The organism is Mycobacterium sp. IDUB_3, from assembly GCF_055419585.1.
Genome location: NZ_JBVAXZ010000001.1, coordinates 2026330 through 2046965 on the forward strand (window position 1 = coordinate 2026330; position 20636 = coordinate 2046965).

Sequence of the window (20636 nt, forward strand, 5' to 3'; positions counted from 1 at the left end):
GAGTAAGGGTGGTTTTCCATGACGGCTCCTCCCGGTGGTCCCTACGGTCAGGGGCCCTACGGACCCAATCCGTATGGGCAGGACCCGAATTGGGGCGGCCAGCCGCAGGGCGGTCCCGGTCCCTACCCGCCAGGTGGTCCAGGCCCTTACCCGCAGAGCGGTCCAGGCCCGTATCCGCAGGGCGGTCCAGGCCCCTATCCGCAGGGCGGTCCGTACGCCTACCCGCCGCCGGGTGGCCCGTACCCATATCAGCAGTATCCCCAACCCGGACAACAGTTTCCGGGTGGCCCGGGCGGGCCGTACCCTCCGGGACGGCCGCCGCGTGGGTCCGGCTCGAAGCTGCCGTGGCTGATCGTCGCCGGCCTGGTCGTGCTCGCGGTCATCGCGCTGGTGGCCACGCTGCTGGTGATGCGAGGCGGCCATGACAACAAGCCGGCCACCGCGCCGTCGACAACGAGCACCTCGGTCTCGCAGCCGAAGAACTCCGCGCAGAACGCGACCGACTGCACCCCGAATGTGTCAGGCGGTGAGATGCCGCGGAGCGACTCGATCTCCGCCGGCAAGCTTTCGTTCCCCGCCACTGCGGCGCCGGGCGGCTGGACGGTGTTCTCCGACGACCAGGGCCCTAACCTGATCGGCGGCCTGGGGGTCGCCCAGGACGTGCCTGGGGCCAATCAGTGGATGATGACGGCCGAGGTCGGCGTCACCAATTTCGTTTCCAGCATGGACCTTACGGCGCAAGCCACGAAGCTGATGCAATGCATCGTCGCGGGCCCGGGCTACGCGAATGCCCAGCCCACGCTAGGACCGACGAAGTCGTCGTCGATCACCGTCGACGGCACCAAGGCCGCCCGGGTCGACGCCGACGTCACGATCGCCGATCCCAGTCGCAACGTCAAGGGCGACTCCGTCACCATAATCGCCGTCGACACCAAGCCTGTCACGGTCTTCATCGGCAGCACACCCATCGGTGACGCCGCTTCGGCGGGCCTTATCGGTAAAATCATTGCCGCGCTGAAGGTCTCGAAGTCCTGACGCAGGTGGGCCCGGCTAGCCGGCCGGGCCCGTCGGCGCCGAGACGTGGGTGGCCTCGGATCGCCCGCGCAGTACCGTGGAATAGCATTCAGCCCACTGCGCACGCTCGGCCTCACCCGCGGCGTCGATGGCACCGGCCGAGCACAGGATCCGCCTGTCAGAGGTCTTGGCGAGGTCGGCCAGCCGAGCGGCTTCGTTGACCGCGTCACCGATCACGGTGTATTCGTACCGGTTTTCGGCGCCGACGTTGCCGGCGAACACCCGCCCCGCTGACACACCGATGCCGAAATCGACCGGCAGGCGCCGCAGTTGGGAGCCGAGCGCACGAGCCGTCGCCAACGCCGACGATGCGGGCTCGCTGGTCGGCAACGGCACCCCGAAGACGGCCAGCGCGGCATCGCCGGCGAATTTGTTGATCAGCCCGTGGTGTTCGTCGACGGCGTGCACGACGATCCGGAAGAAGTCGTTGAGCACCTCCGCGACCTCTTGTGGGGGCCGGCTTTGGGCGAGCTGGGTGGATCCCACCAGGTCGATGAAAAGCACTGCCGCTTCGACCACGTCGCCCGACAGCGTCGCCCCCTCGGTGAGGGCGCGTTGCGCGACGTCGGCCCCGACATGCCGGCCGAACAGGTCACGCAGCCGGTCGCGCTCGGCGAGACCTGCTACCATCCGGTTGAATCCCGTTTGCAGGCGCCCGATTTGAGATCTCTCGTAGGCGCCGACATACGTCTCAATGCGGCCGTGCTCGACCTCGGCCATCGCGTCGACGACCTCCCCGACCGGATCCGAGATGGACCGCGAGGTCAGGATCATCGTGGGCAGCCCCAGCACCAGCGCCGCCAGCGACACCACCAGAATCGGCACGTCCAGCGACGCCGATTTCTCGATCAGCCACCCATACGAGCGGAGAACGACCAGCGTCGCGATGACGGCGATGGGAAAGGCGCTGCACAAGAACCACAGCAGGACCAGCCGTGCGTACACACTCGGCACCGCCAGCCTCGGCTCGGCGCCCAGCGTGGCGGCGCGCATGATGGGCCGCAGGGTGCGTTGCGCGAGCAGCATCCCGGTGCCGGCGGCGGCCGATCCGCCGAGCACCACTCCGAGCGCGATGGGCAGCAGAAGTTGGGGCCCGCCACTCAGATTCAGCAAGGTAAAGATCCCACCGCTCAGCGCCCAGGCCGTCACCAGGATCGCCGATTGGCGTCCGGCCAGCTTCATCACGGCTTCGCGTTGTTGTGGGGTGGGTTCGGCACCCGCGACATACCAGCGCACGGTGGGCGCCAGGCTGACGGCGCCGGCCACCGCGACGCCGGCGATGCCCAGCACGATGAGCAACACCACGGGCGCGGTGTTCTGCCGCGCGAAGTCCGCGTTGGCGCCGACGGAAGTGTGGCCCCGCAACGGAATCAGGATGGCCGCCGCCTCGACGACGGCCAGCACGTGGGACAGGCTCAGATCGAACCCGTATTGAAACAACCACCGTCGAAAGGACTTTCGTTGCCCCGTGGCGGGTTGCCGCGCCGGGCCGCGCCATGATGGCGGAAGCCGATCCCGAAGCCAGCCCACGGTGATCACCCTGTAAAGGTAGCCGCGGCTGGTCCGAAATTTGCTCTACGCACCGTTGTTCGGCCCGCCGGAGTTCTGCCCTGGGATGTCGGTGATCGGGAAATTCGGCATCGGTTTCGGTGAGGGCGTATTGGGCAGCGTGGGGATGTCACCGGGAGGAATGTCGTGCAGGCCGTTGACGGGCGGGCCGTTCTCTCGGCCGCCGTAACTGCTGCCGGGAGAACGTGATCCCAACAGGTCGCTGACCGTCACCAACCGGTAGCCATTGGCCTTGAGCACCGGGATGAACTGATACACCAGGTCGACCGTGCTCGAGTAGGTGCTGTGCAGCAGGACCACCGAGCCGGGCTTGATATACGTCATCAGCATGTAGCGGGTCGCCGCCGTGTTCGAGTCGTTCGCCCAATCGAAAGGGATCACATCCCAAAGGATTTCGGCCAACCCGAGTTGGCCGGCGGCCTGGCGCACCACCGGGTCGGACAATCCGCCCGCGGGGCGGTACAGGTTCGGGGTGCGGCCGGTCGCGGCGATGATCGCGTCGTTGGCCTTGGAGAACTGGGCGGCGATGTCCTCGCGCGGGATCGTGGTCATATTAGGGTGTTCCCAGGTGTGACTGCCGATTTCCATCCCCGCGTCGGCGATGCGCTTGGCCCCGGCCGGGTTGGCGGCTACCTTGTTGCCGATCAGGAAGAAGGTGGCCTTGGCATCGTTCTCCTTCAGGATTTGCAGCAGCCGCTCGTCGAACGGCCCCGGCCCGTCGTCGAACGTCAACGCGACGCACTTGACGACCGAACAGCTGAGGTCGTCGGCGCGCGTTACGTGGCCCGTGAGCCCGCCGATCACCAGCACCGCGACGGCCGCCGCCACGCCGACAACCGTGCGCCAGTAGCGCCAGGCTTGGGTGTCGGGTCGTTTCGCCACCGTGGAAGTTTATCGAAGGAAGCCCTACCCGGGGTCGAGCGCGCTGGTCAGGCGCCCTCACTGCGGGCCGGCGATCTCCTCGAGCATCTCAGTGACCAGGGCGGCAATCGGGGATCGCTCGCTGCGCAACAGGGTGATGTGGGCGAACAGCGGATGACCCTTGAGCTTCTCGATCACTGCCGCGACCCCGTCGTGGCGACCCACGCGCAAGTTGTCGCGCTGCGCGATGTCGTGCGTCAACACCACCCGCGATCCGGTGCCCAACCTGGACAGCACCGTCAGCAACACGTTGCGTTCCAGCGACTGGGCCTCGTCGACGATGACGAATGAGTCGTGCAGCGACCGGCCCCGGATGTGGGTCAGCGGCAGCACCTCGAGCATGCCCCTGGACAGCACTTCCTCCAGCACCGCCGGGCTGGCCAGACCCTCGAGGGTGTCGAAGACGGCCTGCGCCCACGGCCCCATCTTTTCGCTCTCGCTGCCGGGCAGGTACCCCAGCTCCTGCCCGCCGACGGCATAGAGCGGCCGGAAGACCACCACCTTGCGCTGGGTCCGGCGCTCCAGCACCGCCTCCAGACCCGCGCACAAAGCCAGAGCCGACTTGCCGGTGCCCGCCTTGCCGCCAAGCGACACGATGCCCACGGACTCATCGAGCAGCAGGTCGAGCGCCACCCGCTGTTCGGCGGACCGCCCGCGCAGCCCGAATACCTCGCGGTCACCGCGCACCAGCTGGACACGTTTGTCCGCGTTGACCCGGCCCAGCGCGTGAGAACTTCCGCCGAGCAGCCGAACACCGGTGTGGCAGGGCAGGTCTCGCGCCTCCACCAGATCGATCTCGCCGTCGGTGAACAGCGCGTCGATGTCTTCGGTGGCGGTCTCGATCTCGCGCATCCCCGACCAGCCGGAGGCCACCACGTCCTGCGCGTGGTACTCGTCGGCGGCCAGCCCAACCGCGGCGGCCTTGACCCGAAGTGGAATGTCCTTGCTGACCAACGTAACTCGCTTGCCTTCGGCGGCGAGGTTGGCTGCGCAGCTCAGGATTCGGGAGTCGTTGCTGTCGCTGCGAAAACCCGCCGGCAGCACCGACGGGTCCGTGTGGTTGAGCTCGACATGCAGCGAACCGCCCTGCGTCCCAACGGGAATGGGCTGATCCAGTCGTCCGTGCAACAGCCGGAGATCGTCGAACAGCCGCAAGGACTGGCGAGCGAACCATCCCAGCTCGTGGTGGTGGCGTTTGGCCTCCAGCTCGCTGATCACCACCAACGGAACAACCACCTCGTGTTCGGCGAACCGGCTGCACGCCCAGGGGTCGGACAGCAGCACGGAAGTGTCGATCACGTAGGTCCGGATTTCGGTCACGTAGCGCTCCTCGAGCGGGATGAGCCCGCGCGGACCCGCACAGGCATGTCGACGGGAACCGCAGCACCAGGACCGGGGCCGGTCCTTCCGTTGTGGTGACGGGAGGTGCCGCCCTGGCAGCAGAGCATGACGCTGACCATCGGGATCGACGCTACTCCCGTGGCCGCATGCGCGCTGTGCAGGCGCGCCGACGTGGCGGGCCGAGACCACCTTCAGTGGGCCGTCGATGTTGAGGGGCGCCTGCAGGTCGGCTTAGCCGACGATCAATTGCCGCAGTTCAGGCTCGTCCGCGAGCCCCCATGCGGTGATGCGGTCGGAGATCGCCTGACGCAGCTGCTCCGGACCGAAAATGCCTGCCTTTTCGACGTTCTGCACCTTGTCCGCGTACGCGTCGATGTCGGCGCCGGGCACGTTCAGGTCGGCTGCGCGGGCGGCGATCGCCGCGACGGTCTCGTCGCGGGTGTACTCGAGGCAGTGCGCGACGAGGTTGGAGAAGAAGACCTCGTGGCGCCGCTCGTCGCGGGCGATCCGGTCGACGAGGCCGGCCAGGATGGGCTCCTCGAGCTTGGCGGCCAAGTTTTCACAGAAAACGGCGTGGGTGCGTTCGACGAACGCCATGTGCACCAGCGTTTCCACCTGCGAGTAGGTGTCGGCGCGGTAGCCCTTCATGACGTACTGGACGCGGGCCTCTTCGTTGTCGGTCGGGTCGACTTCGCGGGTCACCACCAGGTACTCGCGCAGCGCGATGGCGTGCAGGTGCTCCTCCGCGGTCCACCGGCCCAGCCAGCGGCCCCAGTAGTCCTCCAGGATGAAGTGCTCGACCAACTCACGGTGGTGCGCGGCCAGGTTGTCCTTGAGCAGCAGCATGATCTCGCAGGCGTCCGTCAACGGCCTCGGCAGCGTCATCGACGACGGGTCCCAGTCGCGCCCGCCGAGGAAGGCGAAGTTCTCGCCCCGGTCGAACGGCACGTAGTCGTGCGCGAACCAGAGTTCTTCGGTGGACAGGTGGCGGTCGATGTTTGCTTCGACGACCGGCTCGAGTTCCAGGGTCAGCGCGTTAGCGACAGGTCTTTCGGCCATGAGGTGACTGTAACCCGCGTACACAGGTTCATGAAATCGCCCGGGTCGTGTCGCGGCGATTGGTGACCTTGGTCCTCAAAGCCGCTGCGCTCCCCGGGTCAGCGGCCGACCAGCGCCCAGTCCTCGAGGCCCTCGTACAGCGGAAACTCCTGCGCCAGCCGCGTCACGCGCTGCCGCAGCCCGGCCACGTCGGCCGAGGTGCCGGCCGCCAGCGCGGTGGCGATGACGTCGGCGACCTCGCTGAACTCGGCGTCGCCGAAGCCGCGGGTGGCCAGGGCGGGCGTCCCGATCCGCAGCCCCGAGGTGACCATCGGCGGGCGCGGGTCGTTGGGCACGGCGTTGCGGTTGACGGTGATGCCGACCTCGTGCAGCAGGTCCTCGGCGGCCTGACCGTCCAGCGGGGAGTTGCGCAGGTCCACCAGGACCAGGTGCACGTCGGTGCCACCGCTGACCACGGACACGCCGGCCTTCGCGACATCGGCGGCCAGCAGCCGGTCGGCGAGGATGCGCGCGCCGGACAACGTGCGCTGCTGCCGCTCGACGAATTCGGGGGTGCCGGCGATCTTCAGCGCGACGGCCTTGCCCGCGATGACGTGCATGAGCGGCCCGCCCTGCTGGCCGGGGAACACCGCCGAGTTCACGGCCTTGGCGTACTCCTGCTTGCCCAGGATCATGCCCGAGCGGCCGCCGCCGAGCGTCTTGTGAATGGTGGTCGAGACGACGTCGGCGTGCGGGATCGGGGACGGGTGCAGCCCGGCCGCGACGAGGCCCGCGAAGTGCGCCATGTCCACCCAGAGCTTGGCGTCGACCTCGTCGGCGATCGACCGGAAGGCCGCGAAGTCGAGGATCCGAGGGTAGGCCGACCAGCCGGCGATGATCACCTTCGGACGGAATTCCAGCGCGCGGGCGCGCACCGCGTCCATGTCGACCAGATGCGTGGTCGGGTCGACGCCGTAGAAGCCGTTCTCGTAGAGCTTGCCAGAGAAGTTCAGCTTCATGCCGTGCGTCAGGTGACCACCGTTGGCCAGGTCCAGACCCAGCAGCCGCTCCCCCGGCGCCATCAGCGCGTGCAGCACCGCGGCGTTGGCCTGGGCGCCCGAATGCGGCTGCACGTTGGCGAAGTCGGCGCCGAACAGGGCCTTGGCCCGGTCGCGGGCGATGTTCTCCACGACGTCGACGTATTCACAGCCGCCGTAGTAGCGCCGCCCGGGCAACCCCTCGGCGTACTTGTTGGTCAGCACGCTGCCCTGCGCCTGCAGCACCGCGCGCGGCACGAAGTTCTCCGAAGCGATCATCTCGAGGGTGTCGCGTTGCCGGCCGAGCTCTTTGCCGAGGAGCTCGGCGATATCCGGGTCGACGTCGGCCAGCGGGGCGGACATGAAGGACGCCGTGGCGGGGGCAGTGGGGCGGGCGTCAGGTGCGGCAGTCACGGCCGCCAGTCTATCCAGCGTTGAGTTTTCGCCAGCCCAGCCGTCGGGCTTTTCCGCGCTCCTGCAACACTTGCACTATGCCGCGGCTTAGCGAGCCGAGCCCATATGTGGAGTTCGACCGAAAGCAATGGCGTGCGCTTCGTATGTCGACGCCGCTGGCCCTCACCGAGGAAGAACTCGTCGGCCTGCGCGGCTTGGGTGAACAAATCGACTTGCTCGAAGTCGAAGAGGTCTATCTTCCGCTGGCCCGGCTCATTCACCTGCAGGTCGCGGCCCGGCAGCGATTGTTCGCCGCCACCGCCGAATTCCTCGGCGAACCTCAGCAGAACCCGGACCGGCCGGTGCCGTTCATCATCGGCGTGGCCGGCAGCGTGGCGGTCGGCAAGTCGACGACCGCCCGTGTGTTGCAGGCCCTGTTGGCGCGGTGGGATCACCACCCGCGCGTCGACCTGGTCACCACCGACGGCTTCTTGTACCCGAATGCCGAACTGGACCGGCGGAACCTGATGCACCGCAAGGGGTTTCCCGAAAGCTACAACCGTCGCGCGCTGATGCGGTTCGTGACCTCGGTCAAATCCGGTTCGGATTATGCGTGCGCGCCGGTGTATTCGCACTTGAAATACGACATCATCCCCGGGGCCAAGCATGTGGTCCGTCACCCCGACATCTTGATCCTGGAGGGACTCAACGTTCTGCAGACCGGTCCGACCCTGATGGTGTCGGACCTGTTCGACTTCGGCGTGTACGTCGACGCCCGAATCGAGGACATCGAGCAGTGGTACGTATCGCGATTCCTGGCCATGCGCAGCACGGCCTTCGCGGATCCCGAATCGCACTTCCACCACTACTCGGCCCTCAACGATACGAAGGCGGTGGCCGCCGCGCGCGAGATCTGGCGGTCGATCAACCGCCCCAACCTGGTCGAGAACATCCTTCCGACCCGGCCGCGCGCCACCCTGGTGTTACGCAAGGACGCCGACCACTCCATCAACCGGCTGCGGCTGCGCAAGCTCTAGCGTTTTAACGCTTTACGCAGGCCGGGAACGGAAGATCACACCTCGAGGCGACGCAGACCCAGGTATTGCAGCCCCGCGAAGGCCGCCGTGTACGCGCCACTGGCCAGCGTCATCGCGACGCCGGTGGCGGTCAGCGGCAGCGCCTCGGCGGCCACGATCGCGGCCAGCGTGAACGCGACGTTGACCACTACCACGCTGATACCGAGACGCCGCAGTTCCGGCAGCGCCCCGAGGCTGAACACCAGCAGGCCGGCGATCACGAAAACCACGCCCACGCCGTATTCCTGGAAGGACGTCAGGCCGGTCAGCGACGAGATCGGGTCGGCAAGGAAGGCGATGGCCAACCCGCACAACCCCGTCAGGGTCGCGTCGGCACGCACGGCAAAACGCAACAGCGAGTCCGTCGAGTCGTAGAGGGGCCGGGGCGGGATGCTTGATACACCGGTGATCGAGCTCATGTGCTTACTCCTCGCGATGGCGGGTTGGGTCGAACAGCTTTGAGGGTGCCGCCAGTGCACTGCCATATCGACTCGTGGCGCTGCCAACTACTGCCACGGATACAAAGACGAGGTGATTCACCCCACTATTCCCTCAGTGGGTAAATATTTGACACGCGCCGGTCTCGAGGGCTCAGCGGCCCCACGAGTCACAGGCAGGGGGCGCGGCACTGTGCCGTCGGCGACCGCGGCAACTGAAGTACCCGTTCTAGTCGCTGGGAACCGGGACCCGGCCGCGAAGATCGGCGGCGATCAGCCGGGCGGCGGCGTTCTGCCAGTTGTGCAGCGAGCGCTGCGGAACCTCGGTGACGAACCACTGCCAGGCCTGCCGCGCGGTCGGATCCAGACCGGCGGCGGTAGCGTTCTGGGCGTACGCGCGCACCCCGACGACGTAGGGGAAATAGAGCGAGTTGTAGTACCGCCACTCTTCGGTGGTTCCGAAGTCGCCGCCGTCGCGCGGCTTGAGCCGCGCTATGCCGTCGGCGAGCACGGCCTTGAGTTCGTTGGCCCGCTCGATCGGTTGGTCGGGGGCTCCTCGGGCGGCCAGCCGCGCGTCGATCACCGGCAACGCGGTCAGCGGGCTGGCGACCAGCTTGGTCAGGTCGCCGTAATGACCCAGTGCGCGACGGGTGAGCCGGGCGAAGGTGACGTCGTCGACGCCGGCCAGCGGATGCTCCTGGCGCAGCGGCAACGCCGCCCCGGTATGGCGCAGCGCGGCCCGATCCGCCCGCAGCGCAGGCGATTTCGAGAACGCCAGGCGGTCGAGCACCCCGGCCAGCGGATCGGCGAGCACCTGCACGGTGATCGCGATCGCGAGGCTGGTGAACAGCAGCACGGTCAGCGCGGTCTGCGCGCCGGCGTCGTCGCGAGTCACCGCCAACCCGATCAGCGCCTGGCCACCGAACAGCACCGCCACCGCCACCGAACCGGCGAACGAACGCAGCATGTCGGCGCGCAGCGCGTGGCCCTCGTCGAACGCGTCCCACAGCGCGACGGCGACCCCGAGCCCGAGGACGTCGCAACTCGTCGACGCCAGCGCAACCCAGCTGGGCACCAGGCCCAGCGGGATGATCAGGATCGCGTTGCCCAGCGCGAAGAACAGGGTGGCGGTGATGGTGAGTCCCACCGCCGGCCTCGGCCGCCGCGGGCGGCGCAGCGCGACGACCATCGCGCCGAGGGTCGACACCGAGATCACCGCGAACATCAGCCAGTGGCCTGGCCGTAGCGGCCCGTCGACGCTGCCGGCCAGCGCCGCCCCGAACAGGGTCAGCGCGGCCACCCCCGCCACGAGTAACACCTCGCGGGTACGCGAGCGCCAGCCGTCACTGGGCCGGGACAGCTCGACCAGCACCGCGAACCACGCCACGCCGGGGATGGTCGTCAGGTAGATCTCGACCCGGCTCAGCAGCTGGGCATGCCCGGGGCCGGCGGTGCGAACCGCATCCAGGCCCACCACGAGCGCGAATCCGCACAACCCGATTGCCGCGAGCGCGAGGACGGGTTTACGCGGATCGCGGGCGGCCAGATACAGGCCCAGCCAGGCGCTCAGCGTGAATACCACCGCCGACAGCGCAGCCATGTCCTTAGTGTGGCACGCGCGCAGGCGGGCGCTGAAGGCCTTTGGGGGCTACTTGCCGTGCCGGCGATCCCGCTGGCTGTAGTCACGCAGCGCACGCAAGAAGTCGACGCGGCGGAACGCCGGCCAATGCGTTTCGCAGAACCACATCTCCGAATATGCGCTCTGCCATAGCAGGAATCCGGACAGCCGTTGCTCGCCCGAGGTGCGGATCACCAGGTCTGGGTCGGGTTGCCCGGACGTGTAGAGGTTCTCGGAGATGGCGTCGACGGTCACCGCGTCGACGAGCTCCTCCGCGGTGGCGCCGTTGGCGAGTTCTTTGTTCAACAACGCACGCACCGCGCCGACGATCTCCTGCCGGCCGCCGTAGCCGACCGCCACGTTGACGTGAAACGGCGCGACGCTAGGGGTGGACTCGACCGCACCGCGCACCCGCCGGGCCGGTTCGTCGCCGAGCAGTTCCAAATCCCCCACCGTGCGCACGCTCCAGCGGTTGGCCGGTGCGCAGATCTCCTCCACGACGTCGGTGATGATTTCGATCAGCCCGGCCAGCTCGTCGGGATCACGTTGCAGGTTCTCGGTGGACAGCAGGTACACCGTGGTCATTTCGACCCCGGCTTCCTGACACCAGCGCAGCATCTCCGCGATCTTGGATGCGCCCATCCGGTAGCCGTAGCTGACGTCCTCGTATCCCGCGTCGCGGGCCCACCGCCGGTTCCCGTCGCACAGCACGGCGATGTGCCGCGGCAGCTGGGACTTCGAGGCGGCCAGGCCCTGCCTCAGCCGCAGCTCGTAGACGCGATACAGCGGCTCTTTGAGGCGCGGCGGGATAATTTCCACGAACACTCACCCTACTGCCAGCGGTGATTTATTCACCGGTCTCATTTCGGCCCGGTCATCTGAGAAGTCGACACGGCGCCGTAACCATCCCTGGCTACTGTGGATCGTGGGCAGTCCGCGGCGACTTTCCCACCGGTATCCCAAGTTGCGAGAACAAGACACAGGAGACATGAGCAGCCAGACCAGCACCGTTCCCAACCCGGAGCCCGAACGCGAGTCGATCGCTCCGGGCAACACCGTCGACCAGCTCGTCGAGGGTGCCGCCCAGTTCTTGGGCAAGCCCCGGATGCGCGGCTGGATCCACTTCGTCTCGGCGTGGCTGGCCATCATCACCGGCGCCACGCTGGTGTCGGTGTCGTGGGCGCTCGCCTCGCCGCGCGCCGGCCACTCGACGCTGGTCTACGCCGCGGCGACGGTGGCGATGTTCGCGGTCAGCGCCACCTATCACCGGGTGCACTGGAAGTCACCCGTCGCGCGCAGCCGGATGAAGCGGCTCGACCACTCGATGATCTTCGTCTTCATCGCCGGCAGCTACACGCCGTTCGCGCGGCTGGTCATGCCGCAGAACACCGGGGTGCTGGTGCAGTGCATCGTATGGGGCGGCGCGGCCGCCGGCATCGCGCTGAAAATGTGCTGGCCGACGGCGCCGCGCTGGGTCGGGGTGCCGCTCTATCTGCTGCTGGGGTGGGTGGCCGTCTGGTTCGCCCCCACGATCCTGCACCAGGCCGGCGTGGCGGCGATGGTCCTGCTGGCGGTGGGCGGCGTGTTCTACAGCGTGGGCGGCATCTTCTACGGGCTGCGTTGGCCCGACCCATGGCCGCAGACGTTCGGCTACCACGAGTTCTTCCACGCCTTCACCGCGATCGCAGCGATCCTGCACTACATCGCCATGTGGTTCGCCGTGTTCTACACCGGCGACCACGCCTGGCTGGCGGGCGGCTAGGCCGGGGCGACCTCGTCCTCCGGCGACCAGTAGGCCTTCATCGAGGCGATCTTGCCTTGGCCGTCGAAGACCATGACGTCGATCGGCTCGATCACCATCCGGTGTTCGCCCGCGGTCACGGTCAGCCGGAATTGGAAGGCTGCCTCGTTGCCTGCGACGCGCAGCGTCTTCAGTTCGCATTCGCGCTGCAGTTCGTTGACAGCGGAGTAGAAGCCGTGGATGGCCTGCCGGCCGATGTGCACCTCGCCGCCGACCGGATCCTCGACGGTGGCGTCGTCGGCGTACAACTCGACCAAGTCATCGGCGCTGCCCTTGGCGACCAACTCGATGTAGCGGTTGACCGTGCTTCTGATCGCTTCGGTCTTGGCGGCATTCGGCATGGGACGCAGGGTAACCCCGAGTCAGTGACCGGATACACCCAGGGCGGTGGCCAGTTCGGTTGCGGCGGTCACCGGCAGGTCGCAGACCTGGCCGCGGCACACGTAGGCGGCATCCGCGCCGCCCACCCTGGGGCGGCCGGCCAGCAGCGGCGACGAATCCACCTCCCCGCCCACCACAATCGCCCCGCCGGGTGCCAGCCGTCGCGCATCGGCCAGCAGCGCCGAGGCCGACGGGTCGCAGGCGACCGCGATCTGCAGCGGTCCGCGCACCGCCGCTTCGGCGACGGCCAGCCAATGCCCGGCCGAACGCGGCGCCCGCGCCAACAGCAGGGAGTGCGCGCCGAGCGACTCGGTGACCGCCCGCAGATACCACTCGGCGCGGTCTCCCTCGACCAGGTGCGCGGCGGTCAGCAGCGCCTCGGTGATCGACGACGCTCCCGACGGGGTCGCGCCGTCCAGCGGGTCGGCCGGGCGGAGCACCAACTGCTCGGCATCGTCGGCGGTGTCGAACCAGCGGCCGGGTTGCGCCCGATCGGCGAAGTGCGCCAACGCGGTGTCCAGCAGGTCGGTGGCGGCCGTCAGCCAGGTCGCATCGGCGGTCAGCTGATACAGCGCAAGCAGGCCGGTGGCCAGCATCGCGTAGTCCTCCAGGATGGCAACGCTGTCGCCGACCACACCGCCCAGGCTGGCACGTCGCAACCGGCCGTCGACGACATGCGAATCCAGCAGGGTCCGCGCGCAACGCATTGCCGCCTGCGCCAATTCCGGCTCATCCAACGCCACCCCGGCCTCGGCCAAGGCGGTGATCGCCAGGCCATTCCACGAGGTGACGACCTTGTCGTCACGCCCGGGCTGGACTCGGGCGAGGCGGGCGGTCAGCAGCGCGGCCCGCACGCGTTCCAGCCGCTGCGGGTCCTCGGGATCGGCGGGTAGCTGCAGCACCGAGGTGCCGTGCTCGAACGTACCGCTCTGGGTGACTGCGAAAACGCTTGCCGCCCAAGGGCCGTCGTCGGGTCCAAGCACCTCGTTCAGCTGCGCCGCCGTCCAGACATAGGTCGAACCCTCGCGGCCGTCGGCGTCGGCGTCCAGCGACGAGGTGAACATGGCACCGTCGGCCAGCTCGACGAGCAGAAACCGTGCGGTCTGGGCGGTGACCCGGCGCGCCAGCGGATCACCGGTGCGCCTGGCCCAGTGCGCGTAGGCGCGCAGCAGCAGCGCGTTGTCGTACAGCATCTTCTCGAAATGCGGTACCACCCAAGCGTTGTCGACACTGTACCGGGCGAATCCGCCGCCGAGCTGATCGTAGATGCCACCGCGCGCCATCGCGTTGCCGGTGTGGGCAACCGCCGCGAGCGACGCCGGTGAGCCGGTGCGCTCGAAGTGCCGCAGCAACGCCTCGAGCAGCGCCGACGGCGGGAATTTGGGTGCACCGCCGAATCCGCCGTGCAGCGCGTCGCGTTCCTTGAGCAGCGTGGCCGCGGCGTGGTCGCACAGCTCCGGCGCCACCGCAGGACCGACACCCGGAAGAGCCGAAGCCATCTTGCGTAGCTCACCGGCGATTTGGTCGGACGCCTCCTCCACCTCACCACGACGCTCCCGCCAGGTGGCGGATACAGCCGAAAGGAGTTGCAGGAAGCCGTCTTTCGGATAGTACGTACCGCAGAAGAAGGGGCGCCCGTCCGGTGTGAGGAAACACGTCATCGGCCAGCCGCCGTGCCCGGTGAGCGCGACCGTGGCGTTCATGTACGCCGCGTCGATGTCCGGGCGTTCCTCGCGGTCGACCTTGACGCAGACGAAGCCCGCGTTCATCACGGCGGCCACTTCGTCGTCCTCGAACGATTCGTGGGCCATGACATGGCACCAGTGGCAGGCCGCATAGCCGACCGAGAGCAGGATCGGCACGTCGCGGGCGGCCGCGTCGGCCAGCGCCTCGGGGGTCCACTGCTGCCAATGCACCGGATTGTCCGCGTGCTGGCGCAGATACGGGCTGGTCGCCAGCCCAAGGGTATTCGTGGAAGCGCGGTCAGCCGGGCTCATCGCCGGGCCCCGGGGCTCGCGGTGGGCCGTCCGTCTGGTCGGGGGTGCTCTCCGGGTCGACCGCGTCGGTGCCCTCGTCGACTGCCTGGTCCGGTTCGGGGTGCTTGGGATCAAACGATTCGGGCACCTTCTTCAGCTGCCGGTTCATCGACCGCAGCAGAAAGAGCGTGCTGATCAAGAGCAACACGACGATCAGCAGCCCGACCGGGCTGGCCTTGCCGAAATCGGGGCCGGTGTGGCGCGGCGGGCCGTCGGCCTGCCAGCCGGCGGCGGTCACGACCAGATAGAGGTGGTTCACTCGTCGCTCTCGATTCCGGCGAACAGGTCGTCCTCGGGTAGCCGGGCCGGGACGCGCGAGCGCGCCAACTCGAATTCCTCAGTCGGCCACAGCCGTTGCTGCCACGCAATGGGAGCGGCGAAGAAGTCGTGGTCGGGGTCGATCTGGGTGGTGTGTGCGCGCAGCGCGTCGTCACGCTGGCTGAAGTACGCCGAGCACTCGACCCGCGTGGTGACCCGCGACTCGAACGGGTCGTGCTTGGCGTCCCAATGTTCCAGCCACTTCTTGAACGGGGGTTCTTGACCGTGCTTGATGGCTTCGTCGTGCAGCAACTGCATCCGGGCCCGCAGGAACCCGTGGTTGTAGTAGAGCTTGGACACCGTCCAGGGCTCACCGGCGTCCGGGAAGAGCCGGTAATCGCCGGCCGCCTCGAACGCGCCGACCGAAACCTGGTGGCAGCGAATGTGATCGGGGTGGGGATAGCCGCCGTTCTCGTCATATGTGGTCATTACGTGCGGGCGGAACTCCCGGACCACGCGGACCAGCGCCTCGACCGACTCCTCCAGCGGCACCAGCGCGAAACAGCCCTCGGGCAACGGCGGCGGCGGGTCGCCCTGGGGCAGTCCGGAGTCGACGAAACCCAGCCAGGTGTGCTCCACGCCGAGTATCTCGGCCGCCTTGGCCATCTCGTCCCGGCGGATTTCGGCGATGTGTCCGTGCACCTCTGGCAGGTCCATCGCCGGGTTGAGAATGTCGCCGCGCTCGCCGCCGGTCAACGTCACCACCAACACGCGATGGCCCTCGTCGGCGTAGCGGGCCAGCGTGGCAGCACCCTTGCTGGACTCGTCGTCGGGATGGGCGTGCACCGCCATCAACCGCAATTCGCTCACGTGCTCCCTTGTCACCTCAGGTGGTCGCCCGGTCTGACCCTATAATTCCAGTTCCGAGTTCGTTGCATGCTGTCGGCCGGTGCCGGGCAGCCGACAACCAGGCATAACAGGCATAACCAGGTATGACCGAAACCCCGATTTCTCGTCCGGAGTCCCGCTACGGACGCTCCCGGCTGTCGCGTATCCCCCGCCGGTGGGTGATCGCCACGCTGGGCGCGCTGGTGATCCTGGCGGGACTCGTCATCGCGGTCGTCGGTTATCACCGGTTCGGCGCCAGCGACGTCAAGGGGACGATGGCCGGCTATCAGGTGATCGATGACCAGACGGCGTTGATAACGATCAGCGTGACGCGATCGGATCCGTCGCGGCCGGTGGACTGCATCGTGCGGGTCCGTGCGCAGGACGGCAGCGAGACGGGCCGGCGCGAGCTGCTGGTACCGCCGTCGGACGCGACCACCGTGCAGGTGACCACGACGGTGAAATCTTTCGAACCGCCGGTGGTGGCCGACATCTATGGCTGCGGCACCAATGTGCCCGCTTACCTGCGCCCGGCGTGACCTCCCGATCCGCGGCGAACTGCGAATATGGGGTCATCAACTGTTTGCGCGGTGGTAACATGGATGAATGCACGGTTCCGGTTGGGGCCGTGTTGCTGCATTAGCGACCGTGAGCAAAACGGAGCGGCAGCACACGGGGAGGACCCGCGCACTCCGGGGCGGCGGAGCTAACAGGACTTAACGCGAACTCGCGAAACAACATACGAGGAGCACGACGAGATGACGGACACTTCCGTGACCTGGCTTACCCAGGAGTCACACGATCGACTCAAGGCCGAGCTCGATCAATTGATCGCGAATCGTCCGGTCATCGCCGCGGAGATCAACGACCGCCGCGAGGAGGGTGACCTGCGCGAGAACGGCGGCTACCACGCCGCGCGCGAAGAGCAGGGTCAGCAGGAGGCCCGCATCCGTCAGTTGCAGGACCTGCTCAACAACGCCAAAGTCGGCGAGGCGCCCAAGCAGTCCGGCGTCGCGCTGCCCGGTTCGGTGGTGAAGGTCTACTACAACGGCGACAAGTCCGACACGGAGACCTTCCTGATCGCCACCCGCCAGGAGGGCGTCAACGACGGCAAGCTCGAGGTGTACTCGCCCAACTCACCGCTGGGCGCCGCCCTGATCGACGCCAAGGAAGGCGAGACCCGCAGCTACGTGGTGCCCAACGGCAACACCGTCGAGGTCACGCTGGTCAGCGCGGAGCCCTACCACTCCTGATCGGGGCACTAGCCCGATGGTGGCGACCGGCGTCGCCCGCCTCCGCCGCGCTCGCGATCGCCGCTAGCCCAGGGCCTGATCGAGATCGGCCAGCAGGTCGGCGATGTCTTCGATGCCGACCGACAGGCGCACCAGATCGTCGGGAACCTCCAATTGTGACCCGGCCGTCGACGCATGGGTCATCGCGCTGGGGTGCTCGATCAGCGACTCGACCCCGCCCAGCGATTCCGCCAGGATGAACACTTTGGTCTTGGCGCACAGATCGCGGGCGGCCTCGCGGCCGCCGCGCATACGAACCGAGACCATGCCGCCGAAGGAACTCATCTGTCGTGCGGCGACCTCGTGGCCGGGGTGTGACGGCAGGCCGGGATAGAGCACCGCGCTCACCGCAGAGTGGCCTTCGAGGAATTCCGCTACGGCCGAAGCGTTTTCGCTGTGCCGCTGCATGCGCAGTACCAGTGTCTTCAGGCCGCGCATCGTCAGGTAGGCGTCGAATGGACCGGGCACCGCGCCGGCCCCGTTCTGCAGGAAGGCGAACGCCTCGTCCAGTTCCCGATCGTTGGTGACCAGCGCACCGCCCACCACGTCGGAGTGCCCGCCGATGTATTTGGTGGTCGAGTGCAGCACGATGTCGGCGCCCAGCGTCAACGGCCGCTGCAGCGCGGGCGAGGCAAAAGTATTGTCCACCAACACCTTTGCCGAACTCTGCTTGCCTAGTTCGGCCAGCGCCGCGATGTCGGCGATGGACAGCAGCGGGTTGGTCGGGGTTTCCGCCCAGATCAGCCGGGTTCTCGGCGTGATCGCGGCGGCGACGGAGTCCAGCTCGTGCAGCGCCACCGGCGTGTACTCGACGTTCCACTGGGTGAAGACCTTGTCGATCAGCCGGAAGGTGCCGCCGTAGGCGTCGTTCGGGATGACCACATGGTCGCCGGGGCGCAGCAGCGCGCGCAGGGCGCAGTCGGTAGCGGCCATGCCTGAACCGAAGGCCCGCCCGTAGGCGCCGTCTTCGACGGCAGCCAGTGCGGCTTCCAGCGCGGTGCGGGTCGGGTTGCCGGTGCGCGCGTATTCGAACCCGCCGCGCAGCGCACCGACCCCGTCCTGGGCGAAAGTGCTGGTGGCGTATATCGGCGCGTTCACCGCGCCGGTCGCCGGGTCCGGCCGATAGCCGGCGTGAATCGCTTTGGTGGCCAGTCCGGTGAACTCGGGGTGTCCGGTGCGGTCGTCGCTCATCGACGATCAGCCTAGGTGACGGCCGGCCTCTCGGCGCCGTCGATCGGCAAGCACACCGTCGTCACGATCTTGTCCGCCAGCGTTTGACGCTTCGAATCCCACAGCGGGAAAAGGAAACCGATGAAGCAGATGATCGCGTCGACGAAGTGTGCCAGCGAGCGCACCACCGACATCCCGAAGCCGATGGGTTGCCCGGTGACCTCGCTGACCACCTTGAACTTCAGCACCGACTTGCCGACGCTCGACCCGGTGGTGCCTTGCCGGTAGCCGTAGTTCCAGATCAGATAGAACAGCCCGATTATCGACGCCAGCCACTGCGCAACCATGCCGGTGGTCGAGTTCTGGGTGGCGCAGTACTGGTTGACGGCGTACTGCGTGACGTCGGTGATACAGGCGGTCTGCTGGGTGGCGACCAGGATCGCGGTGCCGATCCCGTGCACGACGACGTACGGGAGGATGTCGATGATGAACGCCAGCGCGCGGGTCAGCCACGGCGTGTAGTCCTGCGTCGGCAGCGTGCGGATCGCCGGCCCGGGTGGCGGCGGCGCGTATCCGCCGGCCGACGACGGAGGCGGCGGGTACGACCCGCCCGGCGGCGGTGGCGGGGGCGGCGGATACGACCCGGCGGGCGCCTGCGGAGGCGGCGGGACCTGTTGCCCACCCTGAGGTGGCGGCTGCTGCCCACCCGAGGGCCCGGGCGACGAGGGAGGTGGCGGATAAGCGCCGCCGGGCGGCGGTTGATCGGTCATGGGCAACCTTCCACTCAGGTCCAGCCGAACTAGGCCGAAACAGTACCCGAGCGCGTCGCGGCCCGGCGAGAAGCGCGGCGCCGCGAACTACCGGCGCCCGGACAGTCCCCGAGGGCCGTCGGAGAGGAAACCCAGCAAGTCATAGCGGGTGATCACCCCCACCGGTTTGCCCTCCTCGACCACCATCAGCGCGTCCCAATCGCGCAGCGCCTTGCCGGCCGCGCTGACCAACTCCCCGGCGCCGATCATCGGCAACGGCGGGCTCATGTGCAGCGCGACCGCATCGGCCAGTTTCGCGCGGCCCTCGAAGACGGCCGACAACAATTCGCGCTCGGAGACGCTGCCGGCCACCTCCCCCGCCATCACCGGCGGCTCGGCGCCGACCACCGGCATCTGGGACACCCCGTACTCGCGCAGGATCCCGATCGCGTCGCGCACGGTCTCGGACGGATGGGTGTGCACCAGGTCGGGCAGCTCCCCGGACTTGCGGCGCAGCACGTCGCCGACCCTGGACTGTTCGGTGGAGCCGTCGAGGCGACTGCGCAGGAACCCGTACGACGACATCCAGGCGTCGTTGAAGATCTTCGACATGTAGCCGCGCCCGCCGTCGGGCAGCAGCACCACCACGATGGAGTCGGGGCCGGCCTGCTCGGCCACCCTGAGGGCGGCGACCACCGCCATCCCGCACGATCCGCCGACCAGCATCGCCTCCTCGCGGGCCAGCCGCCGGGTCATGTCGAACGAGTCGGAGTCGGACACGGCGATGATCTCGTCGGGCACCGTGCGGTCGTAGGCCTGCGGCCAGAAGTCCTCACCGACGCCCTCCACCAGATACGGCCGGCCGGTGCCGCCGGAATACACCGACCCCTCGGGGTCGGCCCCGATGATGCGCACCGCGCCGTCGGACACCTCTTTGAGGTAGCGGCCCGCGCCGGTGATCGTTCCGCCGGTGCCGATGCCGGCGACGAAATGGGTGACCTTGCCGTCGGTGTCGGCCCAGATCTCCGGGCCGGTGGTGGCGTAGTGGCTGGCCGGGCCCTCGGGGTTGGCGTACTGGTCGGGCTTCCACGCGCCGTCGATCTCGGTGACCAGCCGGTCGGAGACGCTGTAGTAGCTGTCCGGGTGCTCGGGCGGCACGGCGGTCGGGCAGACGACGACCTCGGCGCCGTACGCCAGCAGCACGTTGCGCTTGTCCTCGCTGACCTTGTCGGGGCAGACGAACACGCACTTGTAGCCGCGGTGCTGGGCGACGAGGGCCAGCCCGACGCCGGTGTTGCCCGAGGTGGGTTCGACGATGGTGCCGCCGGGCCGCAACTGCCCGCTGGCCTCGGCGGCGTCGATCATCTTCACCGCGATCCGGTCCTTCGAGCTGCCACCGGGGTTGAGGTATTCGACCTTGGCCGCCACGATGCCGGCACCGTTGGGGACGACGGAATTCAGGCGCACCAGCGGTGTGCCGCCGATGAGGTCACTGATGTGCTGCGCGATCCGCATGCGTTCATCGTCTCAGGCGGTTTCGCGCGGCGCACAACTACT

Annotated in this window: 20 protein-coding genes; 5 read left to right on the top strand and 15 right to left on the bottom strand. The window is 68.1% G+C overall.

The annotated features are described in order from the left end of the window. Nucleotides 1-18 precede the first annotated feature (18 nt). Nucleotides 19-1035 (top strand): hypothetical protein, encoded by a 1017-nt coding sequence (locus ACZYVJ_RS08850; protein WP_463830666.1) that lies wholly within the window; start codon nt 19-21, stop codon nt 1033-1035. 15 nt (nt 1036-1050) lie between these two features. On the opposite strand, the gene ACZYVJ_RS08855 is transcribed toward ACZYVJ_RS08850, so the two are convergent. The 5 genes from ACZYVJ_RS08855 to glyA all read right to left on the bottom strand — a co-directional run bounded on the left by ACZYVJ_RS08855 (nt 1051) and on the right by glyA (nt 7343). Continuing rightward, complete coding sequence (locus tag ACZYVJ_RS08855) at nt 1051-2493, bottom strand: adenylate/guanylate cyclase domain-containing protein (RefSeq protein ID WP_463832912.1); 1443 nt, start codon at nt 2491-2493, stop codon at nt 1051-1053. Between the two features lie 156 nt (nt 2494-2649). Beyond that, entirely contained in the window at nt 2650-3525 is an 876-nt protein-coding gene (locus tag ACZYVJ_RS08860; protein ID WP_463830667.1) for a polysaccharide deacetylase family protein, read from the bottom strand. 57 nt (nt 3526-3582) lie between these two features. After that, nucleotides 3583-4884 (bottom strand): PhoH family protein, encoded by a 1302-nt coding sequence (locus ACZYVJ_RS08865; protein WP_007776610.1) that lies wholly within the window; start codon nt 4882-4884, stop codon nt 3583-3585. A gap of 252 nt (nt 4885-5136) precedes the next feature. Beyond that, the gene (locus tag ACZYVJ_RS08870) at nt 5137-5964 is read right to left on the bottom strand and encodes an acyl-ACP desaturase (protein WP_463830668.1); all 828 of its coding nucleotides are present in this window, start codon (nt 5962-5964) and stop codon (nt 5137-5139) included. Nucleotides 5965-6062: 98 nt separating this feature from the next. Next, nucleotides 6063-7343: a serine hydroxymethyltransferase gene (gene glyA / locus ACZYVJ_RS08875; RefSeq protein ID WP_463832913.1), complete on the bottom strand. Its 1281-nt coding sequence runs from the start codon at nt 7341-7343 to the stop codon at nt 6063-6065. A 128-nt stretch (nt 7344-7471) separates the two neighbouring features. Between glyA and coaA the strand changes: the two genes are divergently transcribed. Next, complete coding sequence (gene coaA, locus ACZYVJ_RS08880; RefSeq protein WP_044487112.1) at nt 7472-8410, top strand: type I pantothenate kinase; 939 nt, start codon at nt 7472-7474, stop codon at nt 8408-8410. 35 nt (nt 8411-8445) lie between these two features. Here the strand turns inward: coaA and ACZYVJ_RS08885 are convergent, their stop codons facing one another. The 3 genes from ACZYVJ_RS08885 to ACZYVJ_RS08895 all read right to left on the bottom strand — a co-directional run bounded on the left by ACZYVJ_RS08885 (nt 8446) and on the right by ACZYVJ_RS08895 (nt 11323). Next, nucleotides 8446-8868 (bottom strand): hypothetical protein, encoded by a 423-nt coding sequence (locus tag ACZYVJ_RS08885; RefSeq protein ID WP_463830669.1) that lies wholly within the window; start codon nt 8866-8868, stop codon nt 8446-8448. Between the two features lie 247 nt (nt 8869-9115). Beyond that, a complete protein-coding gene (locus tag ACZYVJ_RS08890; protein WP_463830670.1) occupies nt 9116-10486 on the bottom strand; it encodes a hypothetical protein in 1371 nt (456 codons plus the stop codon). Between the two features lie 48 nt (nt 10487-10534). Then, entirely contained in the window at nt 10535-11323 is a 789-nt protein-coding gene (locus tag ACZYVJ_RS08895; RefSeq protein ID WP_463830671.1) for a (2Z,6E)-farnesyl diphosphate synthase, read from the bottom strand. Nucleotides 11324-11492: 169 nt separating this feature from the next. Here ACZYVJ_RS08895 and trhA point away from each other — a divergent pair, with 169 nt between their 5' ends. After that, complete coding sequence (trhA, locus tag ACZYVJ_RS08900; protein ID WP_463830672.1) at nt 11493-12266, top strand: PAQR family membrane homeostasis protein TrhA; 774 nt, start codon at nt 11493-11495, stop codon at nt 12264-12266. On the opposite strand, the gene ACZYVJ_RS08905 is transcribed toward trhA, so the two are convergent. From ACZYVJ_RS08905 to mca, 4 genes are read right to left on the bottom strand one after another with little or no spacing between them, the layout of a single operon-like run. Next, the gene (locus tag ACZYVJ_RS08905; RefSeq protein WP_463830673.1) at nt 12263-12646 is read right to left on the bottom strand and encodes a nuclear transport factor 2 family protein; all 384 of its coding nucleotides are present in this window, start codon (nt 12644-12646) and stop codon (nt 12263-12265) included. The two genes, trhA and ACZYVJ_RS08905, sit on opposite strands and share 4 nt — an antisense overlap. Nucleotides 12647-12667: 21 nt before the next feature. Then, the gene (locus ACZYVJ_RS08910) at nt 12668-14683 is read right to left on the bottom strand and encodes a thioredoxin domain-containing protein (RefSeq protein WP_463830674.1); all 2016 of its coding nucleotides are present in this window, start codon (nt 14681-14683) and stop codon (nt 12668-12670) included. Continuing rightward, nucleotides 14670-14981, bottom strand: coding sequence for a hypothetical protein (locus ACZYVJ_RS08915; protein ID WP_463830675.1), 312 nt, complete (start codon nt 14979-14981; stop codon nt 14670-14672). Before ACZYVJ_RS08915 ends, ACZYVJ_RS08910 begins: the two co-directional genes overlap by 14 nt. Next, a complete protein-coding gene (gene mca / locus ACZYVJ_RS08920) occupies nt 14978-15850 on the bottom strand; it encodes a mycothiol conjugate amidase Mca (protein ID WP_463830676.1) in 873 nt (290 codons plus the stop codon). Before mca ends, ACZYVJ_RS08915 begins: the two co-directional genes overlap by 4 nt. 122 nt (nt 15851-15972) lie before the next feature. On the opposite strand from mca, the gene ACZYVJ_RS08925 reads away from it, so the two are divergent. Together ACZYVJ_RS08925 and greA are read left to right on the top strand one after the other, a co-directional pair. Further along, nucleotides 15973-16407 (top strand): DUF4307 domain-containing protein, encoded by a 435-nt coding sequence (locus ACZYVJ_RS08925; RefSeq protein ID WP_463830677.1) that lies wholly within the window; start codon nt 15973-15975, stop codon nt 16405-16407. A 219-nt stretch (nt 16408-16626) separates the two neighbouring features. Continuing rightward, nucleotides 16627-17121 (top strand): transcription elongation factor GreA, encoded by a 495-nt coding sequence (greA, locus tag ACZYVJ_RS08930; RefSeq protein WP_083065928.1) that lies wholly within the window; start codon nt 16627-16629, stop codon nt 17119-17121. Between the two features lie 63 nt (nt 17122-17184). Here greA and ACZYVJ_RS08935 read toward each other — a convergent pair whose 3' ends face one another. The 3 genes from ACZYVJ_RS08935 to ACZYVJ_RS08945 form a co-directional block, all read right to left on the bottom strand. Further along, on the bottom strand, nt 17185-18351 hold the full coding sequence (locus tag ACZYVJ_RS08935) for a cystathionine gamma-synthase (protein WP_463830679.1): 1167 nt from the start codon (nt 18349-18351) through the stop codon (nt 17185-17187). Between the two features lie 11 nt (nt 18352-18362). Then, nucleotides 18363-19100, bottom strand: coding sequence for an RDD family protein (locus ACZYVJ_RS08940; protein ID WP_463830680.1), 738 nt, complete (start codon nt 19098-19100; stop codon nt 18363-18365). 87 nt (nt 19101-19187) lie between these two features. Beyond that, the gene (locus tag ACZYVJ_RS08945) at nt 19188-20594 is read right to left on the bottom strand and encodes a cystathionine beta-synthase (protein WP_463830681.1); all 1407 of its coding nucleotides are present in this window, start codon (nt 20592-20594) and stop codon (nt 19188-19190) included. Nucleotides 20595-20636 lie beyond the last annotated feature (42 nt).